Annotated in this window: 12 protein-coding genes and 1 pseudogene; 5 read left to right on the top strand and 8 right to left on the bottom strand. The window is 68.8% G+C overall.

Going from position 1 to position 11,316, the window contains the following annotated elements; all coding sequences use genetic code 11:
* Positions 1-437: 437 nt before the first annotated feature.
* Complete coding sequence (locus ACWCQ6_RS33550; protein ID WP_451095729.1) at positions 438-1,079, bottom strand: DNA-3-methyladenine glycosylase; 642 nt, start codon at positions 1,077-1,079, stop codon at positions 438-440.
* Positions 1,080-1,152: 73 nt separating this feature from the next.
* Here ACWCQ6_RS33550 and ACWCQ6_RS33555 point away from each other — a divergent pair, with 73 nt between their 5' ends.
* From ACWCQ6_RS33555 to ACWCQ6_RS33565, 3 genes are all read left to right on the top strand, one after another.
* Complete coding sequence (locus ACWCQ6_RS33555) at positions 1,153-1,935, top strand: sporulation protein (protein WP_451095731.1); 783 nt, start codon at positions 1,153-1,155, stop codon at positions 1,933-1,935.
* Between the two features lie 327 nt (positions 1,936-2,262).
* Positions 2,263-2,793 carry a YbhB/YbcL family Raf kinase inhibitor-like protein gene (locus tag ACWCQ6_RS33560; RefSeq protein WP_451095733.1) on the top strand — a complete coding sequence of 177 codons (531 nt, stop codon included), beginning with the start codon at positions 2,263-2,265 and terminating at the stop codon, positions 2,791-2,793.
* 168 nt (positions 2,794-2,961) lie between these two features.
* On the top strand, positions 2,962-3,468 hold the full coding sequence (locus ACWCQ6_RS33565) for an HNH endonuclease (RefSeq protein ID WP_451095735.1): 507 nt from the start codon (positions 2,962-2,964) through the stop codon (positions 3,466-3,468).
* 60 nt (positions 3,469-3,528) lie between these two features.
* Here the strand turns inward: ACWCQ6_RS33565 and ACWCQ6_RS33570 are convergent, their stop codons facing one another.
* The 4 genes from ACWCQ6_RS33570 to ACWCQ6_RS33585 form a co-directional block, all read right to left on the bottom strand.
* On the bottom strand, positions 3,529-4,296 hold the full coding sequence (locus ACWCQ6_RS33570; RefSeq protein ID WP_451095737.1) for a sulfite exporter TauE/SafE family protein: 768 nt from the start codon (positions 4,294-4,296) through the stop codon (positions 3,529-3,531).
* 61 nt (positions 4,297-4,357) lie between these two features.
* Entirely contained in the window at positions 4,358-5,287 is a 930-nt protein-coding gene (locus tag ACWCQ6_RS33575) for an SPFH domain-containing protein (protein ID WP_093895790.1), read from the bottom strand.
* 146 nt (positions 5,288-5,433) lie between these two features.
* On the bottom strand, positions 5,434-5,862 hold the full coding sequence (locus ACWCQ6_RS33580; RefSeq protein WP_451095739.1) for an NfeD family protein: 429 nt from the start codon (positions 5,860-5,862) through the stop codon (positions 5,434-5,436).
* A gap of 99 nt (positions 5,863-5,961) precedes the next feature.
* On the bottom strand, positions 5,962-6,759 hold the full coding sequence (locus tag ACWCQ6_RS33585; protein ID WP_451095741.1) for an ABC transporter ATP-binding protein: 798 nt from the start codon (positions 6,757-6,759) through the stop codon (positions 5,962-5,964).
* A 142-nt stretch (positions 6,760-6,901) separates the two neighbouring features.
* Here ACWCQ6_RS33585 and ACWCQ6_RS33590 point away from each other — a divergent pair, with 142 nt between their 5' ends.
* Positions 6,902-7,687: a hypothetical protein gene (locus tag ACWCQ6_RS33590; RefSeq protein ID WP_451095743.1), complete on the top strand. Its 786-nt coding sequence runs from the start codon at positions 6,902-6,904 to the stop codon at positions 7,685-7,687.
* 95 nt (positions 7,688-7,782) lie between these two features.
* Here the strand turns inward: ACWCQ6_RS33590 and ACWCQ6_RS33595 are convergent.
* The 3 genes and pseudogenes from ACWCQ6_RS33595 to ACWCQ6_RS33605 all read right to left on the bottom strand — a co-directional run bounded on the left by ACWCQ6_RS33595 (position 7,783) and on the right by ACWCQ6_RS33605 (position 9,959).
* Positions 7,783-8,022 (bottom strand): annotated as a pseudogene (locus tag ACWCQ6_RS33595) (chaplin family protein).
* Positions 8,023-8,176: 154 nt separating this feature from the next.
* The gene (locus tag ACWCQ6_RS33600; RefSeq protein ID WP_451095745.1) at positions 8,177-8,821 is read right to left on the bottom strand and encodes a response regulator; all 645 of its coding nucleotides are present in this window, start codon (positions 8,819-8,821) and stop codon (positions 8,177-8,179) included.
* Positions 8,814-9,959 carry a GAF domain-containing sensor histidine kinase gene (locus tag ACWCQ6_RS33605; protein WP_451095747.1) on the bottom strand — a complete coding sequence of 382 codons (1,146 nt, stop codon included), beginning with the start codon at positions 9,957-9,959 and terminating at the stop codon, positions 8,814-8,816. Before ACWCQ6_RS33605 ends, ACWCQ6_RS33600 begins: the two co-directional genes overlap by 8 nt.
* A gap of 444 nt (positions 9,960-10,403) precedes the next feature.
* Here ACWCQ6_RS33605 and ACWCQ6_RS33610 point away from each other — a divergent pair, with 444 nt between their 5' ends.
* Positions 10,404-11,180 (top strand): transglycosylase SLT domain-containing protein, encoded by a 777-nt coding sequence (locus ACWCQ6_RS33610; RefSeq protein ID WP_451095749.1) that lies wholly within the window; start codon positions 10,404-10,406, stop codon positions 11,178-11,180.
* The last annotated feature ends 136 nt before the right edge of the window (positions 11,181-11,316 follow it).

Below are 11,316 nucleotides of genomic sequence, written 5' to 3' on the forward strand. Positions count from 1 at the left end.
CTCACCCTCTCGGGCTTTCCTCCGGGCTTTTCCCTTCGGTCTTGCGTTTCCGACTCTATCAGACTCTTTCGTGTCCGATTCCCGGTCGAAGCGGGCCCTGCTTCGCTTTCCAGTTCATCGCTTTCGCGTTTCCCTTTTCAGCGGCTCCAACCTTACCAGACTCTTTTTCGTTCCGTTTCCGGTTCGAATTTGAATTCCAGTGACCGTTGGATTGGCCTTTGCCTTTCGGCGTGTCCACTACGTTAACTGATTTCCTCAGCGACTCATAATCGAGCCAAGGGGATTGAATTACGGCATGCCGAATTCGCACCCGCCAGGGTGATTCGTAGATAGTGGTTGGCCGCTCCAGGATGCTCGGATGCGGTCCGATGGACCGTACCGACAGCAGTGCCCGTCTCAAGCGGCTCGGACTACATTAGGTGTCCCTCAACGGCGAGTCAAGTTGCGCGGCGGCGTGGCACATGGGCCCTGTAGGGACTCACCGTGGGGTCGCCTTCGATCCAGAAGCGCCAGGGGTGCGTGGCTCCGTCGCCGCCCACTCCGGTGCGTGGGCCGTTGCGTACCTGGTCACGTGGTGGCGGGGTGCCGTGCAGCACGGACAGCGGGGCGCCGGGGTGGGCGATGGCGTCGGTGCCGTTCAGTGTTCGGTCGATATCGAGGGCGGTGGCCAGGCGGGCCGGGCCTTTGGCCAGTTCCTTGTCATTGCGAGCCGAGTTTCGCCGTTTGCGCGTGAGTTCGGCGCCGACCTGGATGTCTCCGGCGCGGAGCAGGACCCCGCTGGCCCTGCCCTCGGGGCCGCACACCAGGTTGAGGCAGTGCCACATCCCGTAGGTGAAGTAGACGTACGCGTGGCCGGGCGGTCCGAACATGACGCTGTTGCGCGCGGTGCGGCCTCTGAACGCGTGCGATCCGGGATCGATCTCGCCGGCGTACGCCTCCACCTCGGTGAGACGCAGCTCGATGGGCCCGTCCGGTGTGGCGCGTACCAGGGTCCGGCCCAGGAGGTCGGGTGCCACGTCCAGTACGGGGCGGTCGAAGAAGTCGCGTGTGAGCGGCGTACGGTCCAAGCCCTCGATCATGGCGGTCGAGGCTACCGGGAACCGACTACGGTCGTGGCACGTATGTAAGGGTCAGGACCAAGGAGGAGTGAACATGGGCTTCAAGCGGCTGCTCGCGAGCCTGGGTGCCGGAGGCGCCTCGGTGGAGACCGAGCTCTCCGAGCTCAACGTCGTACCGGGCGGGGTCGTCCAGGGTGAGGTGCGGATCCAGGGCGGATCCGTGGATCAGCAGATCGAGGGACTCTCCGTGGGGCTGCAGGCCCGGGTCGAGGTCGAGGGCCAGGACACGGAGTCCAAGCAGGACATCGAGTTCACCAAGCTGCGGCTCGGTGGCGCGTTCGAGGTGCGGGCCGGTGCCGTGCACGTCGTTCCCTTCGGGCTTGAGATCCCGTGGGAGACGCCGATAACGATGTTCGCCGGTCAGCACCTGCGCGGCATGAACATCGGTGTGACCACCGAGCTGGAAATCGCGCGGGCGCTGGACTCGGGCGACCTGGACCCGATCAATGTGCACCCGCTGCCGGCGCAGCAGGCCATCCTGGATGCCTTCGGGCAGCTCGGCTTCGGCTTCCGCAGCGCGGACATGGAGCGCGGTCACATCCGTGGTACGCGTCAGCGGCTGCCGTTCTACCAGGAGATCGAGTTCTTCCCGCCGCAGCAGTACCGCGGTCTCAACCAGGTGGAACTGACGTTCGTCGCGGACGACCGTGAGATGGATGTCGTCCTGGAGATGGACAAGAAGCCGGGTCTCTTCAGCGAGGGCAGCGACTCGTACCGGGCCTTCAAGGTCGGGCTGAACGACTTCCAGGGGACCGACTGGGCGGCGTACCTCAATCAGTGGCTGGCCCAGGTCGGCGGTCAGCGCAACTGGCTCTAGGTTTTCGTCTGGATCGGACCGGATGAGGGAGCAGGGGCGGTGCGGTGCGCCGCAAGGCGGAGAAGGCCCTAAGGGCTGTCGCGTGATCCCCGGCGGGCGCGCGACGCCAGTTGCTTCCCCAAGCTCTCGGCTGCGCTCGAGCAGGGGAGACCCCACTCCTCGCGGCGTTGTCGGGACGTCCGCATACACCCAGTATGCGGACGTCCCTCCGCCTTGCGATGCACCGCATCCGACGCCGCGCGCTGATCCACCGGGGATCACGCGACAGCCCTTAGGGTCGGCAGGAGACCTGCCGACTGCAGTACAGCGATCAGGAGAGGTGCTGACGTGACCGAGCCGAAGAGGGCGCCGCTGCCGCACGACTTCCATCCGGAGGTGCCTTCGTTCACGGTGGTGAGTGAGGATCTCGCTCCCGGCGCCGTACTGGCGGACGCTCAGGTGTTCGCGGCCGGGAACACGTCGCCGCAGCTGCGGTGGGAAGGTTTTCCGGCGCAGACCAAGAGTTTCGCAGTGACCTGCTTCGACCCCGATGCCCCCACCGGCAGCGGATTCTGGCACTGGGTGCTCTTCGACATCCCGGCGTCGGTCACGGAGCTGCCGGCCGGGGCGGGCAGCGGGAAGTTCGAGGGGCTGCCCGCCGGTGCCGTACAGGTCCGTAACGACTACGGGTCGAAGGAGTTCGGCGGTGCCGCGCCGCCGGCCGGGGAGAACCACCGCTATGTGTTCACCGTGTACGCGGTGGACACCGAGAAGCTGGGGGTCGACAGCAATGCGTCGCCCGCGGTCGTGGGGTTCAATCTGCGGTTCCACACGCTGGGCCGGGCTCAGCTGATCGGTGAGTACACGGGGCCCGCCTAGGCCTGTCCCGGGATCCCGCCGAGCCGAGAGTTCCCCCGCTGTTTGCCCTGCCCTGGTCCTGGAGAGACCAGGGCAGGGCATTTTTTAATGCGTTGTCCATCACGGCCTGCCCGGCCAGAGTTGATCCGGGCCTGCCAGGGGGCGGGCGGCACACGGGAGGTGGGCGAGATGCGGGACACGCTGGTACTGAACGCGAGCTTCGAGCCGCTGTCGACGGTGACGCTGAACCGTGCGGTGGTGCTGATTCTGCAGGACAAGGCCGTCGTCGAGCAGTCGCACCCCGATCTCCGTATGCGTGGCGCCGCCGTGGACATCCCGGTGCCCCGGGTGATCAGGCTCTGCCGGTACGTACGAGTGCCGTTCCGAAGACATGCCCCCTGGTCCCGCAGGGGTGTGCTGATACGGGACCAGCACCGGTGCGCGTACTGCGGGCGGCGGGCGAGCACCGTAGACCATGTCGTACCGCGCGCCCAGGGGGGTCAGGACACCTGGCTCAACACGGTGGCGTCCTGTGCCGAGGACAATCACCGCAAGGCGGCCCGGACACCGGAGCAGGCGGGGATGCCGCTGCTGCGTCAGCCGTTCGTGCCGTCTCCCGCGCAGGCGATGCTGCTGGCGCTGGGGGCCGATGAGCGTACGGAGCTGCCGGAGTGGCTGGAGAGCGCCGCGGCGTAGTCGGCCTGCGCATTTCGTCGTGATGGAAGCCCGTCTCCGGGGGAGACGGGCTTCCATGTGTCAGCGGAGCACCAGTTGGACGATGGCGGCCGTGCCGACCGCGACGATGAGGACGCGCAGGACCACGGGGCTGAGGCGGCGGCCGATCTTGGCACCTATCTGACCGCCCAGCGCGGAGCCGACCGCGATGAGCACGACGGCCGTCCAGTCGAAGTCCGCGACGAAGAGGAAGAAGAGCGCGGCGATGCTGTTGACGACGGCGGCCAGCACGTTCTTGACGGCGTTGAGGCGCTGCATGGTGTCGTCGAGCAGCATGCCCATCAGGGAGAGATAGATGATCCCCTGGGCGGCGGTGAAGTAGCCGCCGTAGACGCTCGCCAGCATCAGTCCGACGAACAGGAGCGGTCCGCCGTCGGAGCGGGTGGGAGTGCCGCTGTGCTCGCGTCGGCGCTGGACCGCTTTGCTGATGCGTGGTTGCAGGATGACCAGGACGAGGGCCAGGGCCACCAGGACCGGCACGATGGTCTCGAAAGCCGTGGAGGGCAGAGCCAGCAGGAGGGTGGCGCCGGTGAGGCCGCCGATGAGAGCGCCGACGGAGAGCTTGAGTACGCGGCGGCCCTGTCCTTCGAGTTCCTTGCGGTAGCCGATGGCGCCGCTGACCGAGCCGGGGATCAGGCCGAGGCCGTTGGAGACAGTGGCCGTGACCGGGGGCAGACCGGTGGCGAGGAGCACGGGGAAGGTGATCAGCGTTCCCGAGCCGACGATCGTGTTGATCGTGCCAGCGCTGATGCCCGCAACGAAGACGGCGAGCATCTCCCAGATGTTCATGGCGAATCCCCCGTGCGTGATCGGTGCTTGGTGCACCGATCATGCACGGGGCGTGTACGCGTCAGTCGACCGGGGGTTGCTCCCGGCGTTCCTTGCCCGTATCGAAGCCCGGGGCGCCGTTGCCGAGGTTGCCGAAGGCGCCGCTGAGGCCCTTGAGGGCGTCGCCGATCTCGCTGGGCACGATCCAGAGCTTGTTGGCGTCGCCCTCGGCGATCTTCGGGAGCATCTGGAGGTACTGGTACGAGAGGAGCTTCTGGTCCGGGTCTCCGGCGTGGATGGACTCGAAGACCGTACGGATCGCCTGGGCCTCGCCCTCGGCGCGCAGGGCCGATGCCTTGGCCTCACCTTCGGCGCGCAGGATCGCGGACTGCTTCTCGCCCTCCGCGGTGAGGATCGCGGACTGGCGCGTTCCCTCGGCCTGGAGGATCGCGGCGCGCTTGTCACGGTCGGCGCGCATCTGCTTCTCCATCGAATCCTGGATGGAGGTGGGCGGCTCGATCGCCTTGAGTTCGACGCGGTTGACGCGGATGCCCCACTTGCCGGTGGCTTCGTCGAGGACTCCGCGCAGGGCCGCGTTGATCTCCTCGCGGGAGGTCAGGGTCCGCTCCAGGTCCATGCCACCGATGATGTTGCGGAGGGTGGTGACGGTGAGCTGCTCGATCGCCTGGATGTAGCTGGCGACTTCGTAGGTCGCGGCCCTGGCGTCGGTCACCTGGTAGTAGATGACGGTGTCGATGTTGACGACCAGGTTGTCCTGGGTGATCACCGGCTGGGGCGGGAACGGCACGACCTGTTCACGGAGGTCGATGCGGTTACGGATGGAGTCGATGAATGGAACGACGATGTTCAGGCCTGCGTTGAGCGTGCGGGTGTAGCGGCCGAAGCGCTCCACGATGGCGGCGCTGGCCTGCGGGATGACCTGGATCGTCTTGATCAGGGCGATGAAGACGAGCACCACCAGAATGATCAGGACGATGATGATCGGTTGCATCGTGTTCCTCGTTGCCCTTCGGTTGCCGACAGATCGCGATGATCGAGGTCGATTTCGCGGAAGGAGCCGGATGCTGCACCGGCTCCGATCTCATGATGATCGACATCGAGTCTGACAGAACACGCTCTGCCTTGTGGGTGGTTCGGTCACATGACGACTGCCGTAGCTCCGTCGATGTCGACGACATCGACCTGTTGGCCCGGGTCGAAGCTCTGTCCCTCGTCGAGTGCTCGGGCTGACCAGATCTCCCCGGCCAGTTTGATCCGGCCGCCGCTGCCGTCCACCCGTTCCAGGACGACGGCCTGACGGCCTTTCAGCGCATCGATGCCGGTGGCGAGTTGGGGACGGTCGGCGCGGTGTCTGGCCGCGATCGGGCGGACCACGGCGATGAGCGCCACGGAGACCACGACGAATACCAGCACCTGGGCCACGATGCCGCCGCCGAGTGCCGCGACCACTGCCGCGACGACCGCTCCGACGGCGAACATGCCGAACTCGGGCATCGCAGTCATGACGAGGGGGATGCCCAGTCCCACCGCGCCGATCAGCCACCACACCCACGCGTCGATGTCCACGTGGTCATGGTAGAACCGTGAACGCCCTCGCGGACAGGGCGCAAGCGGGCCACTGCGCCCGTCGGGCCCTCCGGCCCCCGGGCCTGTCGCCGGCCGTGCCTACGAGAGCGGCAGTCCGTGGGCCGTGTAGCGGTCGCCGGTGTGCTCGACGACGAGCGGCAGTCCGAAGCAGTGGGAGAGGTTGCGGGAGGTCAGTTCGGTCTCCATGGGGCCCGCGGCGAGCACCTTGCCCTGGCGGATCATCAGGACGTGGGTGAACCCGGGGGCGATCTCCTCGACATGGTGGGTGACCATGATCATGGAGGGGGCGTACGGGTCGCGGGCCAGCCGGCCGAGGCGGCGGACCAGGTCCTCGCGGCCGCCGAGGTCGAGTCCCGCCGCCGGCTCGTCGAGGAGCAGCAGTTCGGGGTCGGTCATCATGGCGCGGGCGATCAGGGTGCGCTTGCGCTCGCCCTCGGACAGGGTGCCGAACTTGCGGTCGAGGTACTCGGTCATGCCGAGCCGGTCGAGGAAGGCGCGGGCGCGCTCCTCGTCGACGGCCTCGTAGTTCTCGTGCCAGGTGGCGGTCATGCCGTACGCGGCGGTGAGCACCGTCTGCAGCACGGTCTGGCGCCTGGGCAGCTTCTCGGCCATGGCGATGCCCGCGATGCCGATGCGGGGGCGGAGCTCGAAGACGTCGGTCCCGACGCCGCCGAGCTGCTCGCCGAGGACCTTGACGGTGCCGGTGCTCGGGAAGAGATAGCTGGACGCGATGTTGAGGAGAGTGGTCTTGCCGGCGCCGTTCGGTCCGAGGATGACCCAGCGCTCCCCTTCCTTGACCGACCAGGAGACGTCGTCCACCAGAGCGCGTCCGTCGCGGACCACGGATACGTCCACCAGCTCCAGTACATCGCTCATGGCGCGTTGTCTCCCCATGCAGTGTCGAGATCGTCGGTGCCTGTGGGCACAGCTCCCAGGGAAATCTACGCCACCATACGAGTGCTCCCGGCGCTGGGCCTGTGCGACGACAGGCCCCGGGCCCGTTCCCTAGGCTGTTCCCATGCTTTCGGAACCACGCTCAGGGCTGTTGGCCGCTTGGGGAAACGCGCTTCTGGCGGGACTGGTGTCGCCGGACCAGGCGGCGCTCGCCATTGTCGGGGAGGACGCGGTGCACCGCGTCGAGGGAGTGCCGGGCGAGGCGGGGCCGGTCGGGCTCACGCTGGCGCTCGGGCGGTTGCGGAGTCTGGGGGTGACGGGTTTCCGGGTGGCGCTGCCGGCTCCCGGGCATCCGCTGGGGCTGAGCGGTCCGCCGGAGTTCAACGCGCGGGCGCTGGAGGCCGAGGAGGCCGTGGTGGCCTTCGGCGCACCGTACGGGCTGGTTCCCGAGGTGCGTGCGGCGGGGCCGGAGGGGGATCTGCACGTCGAGGTGGTGTGGCGTTGTCTGCCGGTACGGGAGGCGCCGCCGGCCGATGTGCCGTCGCTGAGCGAGGCGGAGCGGGAGCTCGCCGAAGGCTTGCGGGAGGCGACGGCGGTGCTGTCGCGGTTGGACGTGGCCGGTTCGGGGCCGGTGGCCGAGGCGGCGGTGGACGCGTACCGGGCACGGGCGGAGCGGGGGCGCGAGGTGCTGGCTCCGGGGTATCCGCCGAGGGCGGTGCGGGTGCTGGAGCTGGCACAGCGGGTGGGGCTGCTGATCTCGGTGGCGTACGAGAACGGGCACGGCGGCGCGGTGAGCGCTTCGGAGATCGCGGCCCGGGGCGAGGCGCTGCGGCCGGTGGAGCGGGTGGCCCGGCGGGCGCAGGTCGCCGCGTACAACGCGTATGTGGAGGAGCGCGAGCGGGGGCGGTAGGCCGTGGCCCGGCGGGCCCGGGGTCGCCGGACGGGCGGGGTGCGCCTCGTCAGGCAACGGGTGACCTCAGGACCGGCCGGCAGCTGCGGGACCGGTCAGCCGTTCAGGCCGACGTCGCCGAAGGGCGGGTCGAGCAGGGCGATCACGTCGACCGTGGTGCCGACCGCGTTCACCGGGACGTCCACCGACCTGGACGACGTTGCCGCCGGTCACGCCCGGGGAGTGGGCCGCGGCACCCTGGGCGCCCGCGCCGTGTCCGGTGGCGGAGGCAGCGCCCGCACCGGCGGCGACGATCCCGCCGGTGCGGGCGTGGTGACGGCAGCGGCCTGTTTCAGGTGCTTCGCTTCAGGATCCTCCTGGCGTGACTGCGGCCGTCCGCCTCAGCACCCTGGAGAACACCCGGCGTCGAACGGGTTGCGCCGTCCGGGTGGCACACTCCCGACCAGCATGGATCTCAGCCCTGAGTAAGACGGTCCGCTTCCTTGCCGGTCAGCTCGCCGCCCCGTGCCGGACGGCCCAGAGGGCCGCTTGGGTCCGGTCCGAGAGATCCAGCTTCATCAGGATGTTCGAGACGTGTGTCTTGACCGTCTTCTCGGAGAGAACCAGCGCCCGCGCGATCTCGCGGTTGGAACGGCCGTCGGCGATCAGGCCCAGCACCTCCCGCTCCCGTTCGGTGAGCGTGCTCCCCCGGCCCGTACCGCCGCCCTGGTCCTCCTGAGCCAGCAGGGCCCCCGCTACCTCCGGCTGGAGCAGGACGTGGCCCGCGTGCACCGAGCGGATGGCACCGGCCAGGGCGTCCGGGTCGACGTCCTTGTACACGTAACCGGAGGCTCCGGCGCGCAGGGCGGGGACCACGGTGCGCTGCTCGGTGAAGCTGGTGACGATGAGGACCTTGGCGGGGTTCTCCAGCTCGCGGAGCCTGCGCAGCGCCTCGATGCCGTCGGTGCCGGGCATCTTGATGTCCATCAGGACGACGTCGGGGCGGAGCTCCTCGGTCCTGGCCACCCCTTCGGCTCCGTCGGCCGCCTCGCCGACCACCTCTATGTCGTCCTGGATCTCCAGGAACGTTCGCAGACCGCGGCGGACCACCTGGTGGTCGTCGACCAGCAGCACCCTGATGATCCTGTCAGCCACCGGGGACCTCCATCTCGATCGTGGTGCCCTTGCCGGGCGCCGATTCAACGGCGAGCCTTCCGCCGACGCCGTTCGCGCGGTCCCGCATCGAGACCAGGCCCAGATGCCGGCCCGCCTGCCGGGTCGCCGCGGGTTCGAAGCCGCTGCCGTCGTCGGTGATCCGCAGCAGTGTGCCGCTGCCGTGCCGGGCCAGCGTGACGCCGACGTGCTCCGCCCCGGAGTGGCGCAGCGCGTTGTGCAGGGCTTCCTGGGAGACCCGGAGCAGTGCTTCCTCCTGGGCTGCGGGCAGGGCCCGGATGCCGAGGCTCTCGAAGGTGACCCGGGCCGTGTGGGCCCGGTCCAGGACCTGGATCTGGGTGCGGAGGGTGGCGACGAGGCCGTCCTCGTCGAGCGCCGCGGGGCGCAGCTCGACGACGGCGGCGCGCAGTTCGTCCACGGCTTCCGCGGCGAGCGCGGCGACCTGCTGGAGCTCGCCCTTGGCGCGGGCCGGGTCGCGGTCCACCAGGGCGGTGGCGGCCTGGGCCGTCAGCCGCAGCGAGAAGAGCTTCTGGCTGACCGCGTCGTGCAGCTCGTGGGCGAGCCGGGAGCGCTCCTCGGCGATGGTGAGCTCCCGGCTGCGTTCGTAGAGGCGGGCGTTGGTGAGGGCGATCGCCGCGTGCTGGGCGAGGATGGCCAGCAGTTCCTCGTCGTCGGCGGTGAAGCCGCAGCTGCCCACGGGTTTGGGGCAGCGCTTGTTGGCGAGGAAGAGCGCGCCGATGATCTCCTCGCCGTCCCTGACGGGCAGGCCGAGGAAGTCGGACATGTCGGGGTGGGCGGCGGGCCAGCCCTCGAAGCGGGGGTCCTTGCGGACATCGGCGAGCCGCTCGACCTCGGCCCCGTGGAGCATCGCGGCGAGGATGCCGTGCTGTCTGGGCAGCGGGCCGATGGCCTTCCACTGCTCGTCGCTGACTCCGTCGACGACGAACTGGGCGAAGCCTCCGTGGTCGTCGGGGACGCCCAGGGCCGCGTACTCGGCGTCCAGCAGTTCGCGGGCCGAGGCGACGATCGTCTTCAGGACGTCGCGTACTTCGAGATGCCGGCTCATGGCGAGCAGCGCGGCACTCACGGCGGCGAGACCCGACGGTGGGCGATGGCTCATGGCCTCACCGTACCGGCGGGGGTTCGAACGCCGTATCGGCCTGTGGACGGCCGCGGATTACGGCGCAGGGACTAGGACCGGCCGCCCTGCGCAGCAGGGGCAAAGACCGCTTCCCGGAATCACATCTGGCCAGAATCTAACACTCCGAATTGCTTGAGCAACGGTTGGTCAGGTTGTTACCGACCCAATGTGAGGCCGCACATAGGACCCACATCACTTACGAAGCCTGCTAGTGGATTCTTAAGCGCCACATCAGCAGTTACGAGCACGGTCCGACCCCTTCGAGTCGGGTCCTGATCCACTACCGGAGTTCGTACGTCACACCTTTGCCACCTAATTTTGCTGGCGCTAAGAATTGCACTCGTCCCCGACGGAGATGCGAATACGCCGCTTCCCGTCTTCGTCCTCCGTGAGGACTCCCGCGATTCGAAGAGGTATGCCCGCATGTCCATGTCCAGCATCCCCGGCCGTCGCCGTCGCCTGAGCAAGACCCAGAAGCTCTCCGTCGCGGGTGTCTCCGCCATGGCCGTCGCCGCGCTCTCGTTCTCGCTCGTCCCCGCCAACGCCGACCCCAAGCCCGAGGCCGAGGCCCCCGTCTCCGCCGCACCCGCGGCCTTCGCGTCGGTCGCCAAGGCTCCGCAGGCCGAGACCGTGCAGGCCAGCATCATCGAGCAGAGCTCCACCGCCGAGCAGCTGGTGAAGGCCGCAGACCTCGCCAAGGCCAAGAAGGCCGCCGCCGCGAAGGCCAAGGCCGACGAGGCAGCCCGGGTCAAGGCCGAGGCCGAGGCAAAAGCCGAGGCGAAGGCCGAGGCCGCCGCCCGGGCGAAGGCCGAGGCCGCCGCCGCGAAGCGCGCCGAGACGCAGGCCGCCAGCCGCTCCGAGGCCCGTACCCCGGTCTACGCCGACAACCTGGACGGCTGGATCAAGGAGGCCCTGGACATCATGCGGGCCCACGGCATCCCCGGCTCCTACGACGGTCTGCACCGCAACATCATGCGGGAGTCCAGCGGCAACCCGAACGCGATCAACGGCTGGGACATCAACGCCCAGAACGGCATTCCGTCCAAGGGTCTGCTGCAGGTCATCCCGCCGACGTTCGACGCGTACCACGTCCCCGGCACCTCGTCGGACATCTACGACCCGGTCGCGAACATCACGGCCGCGGCCAACTACGCGGCCGACAGGTACGGCTCGATCGACAACGTCAACAGCGCGTACTGACCGGCGCCGCGGTTCGCCGGACAGTATCCGCACACGCCGAAGGGCGGCACCCCGCGCGGGGTCGAGGAGCAGCGCATGGAGCTGTCCCGGCACGAGGCCGCCTCGCTCGCCTCGCTGGGGATCTGGTTCGAGATCA

It is taken from the genome of Streptomyces sp. NPDC001880 (assembly GCF_053594575.1).

Bases quoted from the DNA above. Each gene is read 5' to 3' on its own strand.
- ACWCQ6_RS33550 (WP_451095729.1), bottom strand. From the start codon at position 1,079: ATGATCGAGGGCTTGGACCGTACGCCGCTCACACGCGACTTCTTCGAC.
- ACWCQ6_RS33555 (WP_451095731.1), top strand. From the start codon at position 1,153: ATGGGCTTCAAGCGGCTGCTCGCGAGCCTGGGTGCCGGAGGCGCCTCG.
- ACWCQ6_RS33565 (WP_451095735.1), top strand. From the start codon at position 2,962: ATGCGGGACACGCTGGTACTGAACGCGAGCTTCGAGCCGCTGTCGACG.
- ACWCQ6_RS33570 (WP_451095737.1), bottom strand. From the start codon at position 4,296: ATGAACATCTGGGAGATGCTCGCCGTCTTCGTTGCGGGCATCAGCGCT.
- ACWCQ6_RS33575 (WP_093895790.1), bottom strand. From the start codon at position 5,287: ATGCAACCGATCATCATCGTCCTGATCATTCTGGTGGTGCTCGTCTTC.
- ACWCQ6_RS33585 (WP_451095741.1), bottom strand. From the start codon at position 6,759: ATGAGCGATGTACTGGAGCTGGTGGACGTATCCGTGGTCCGCGACGGA.
- ACWCQ6_RS33590 (WP_451095743.1), top strand. From the start codon at position 6,902: ATGCTTTCGGAACCACGCTCAGGGCTGTTGGCCGCTTGGGGAAACGCG.
- ACWCQ6_RS33605 (WP_451095747.1), bottom strand. From the start codon at position 9,959: ATGAGCCATCGCCCACCGTCGGGTCTCGCCGCCGTGAGTGCCGCGCTG.
- ACWCQ6_RS33610 (WP_451095749.1), top strand. From the start codon at position 10,404: ATGTCCATGTCCAGCATCCCCGGCCGTCGCCGTCGCCTGAGCAAGACC.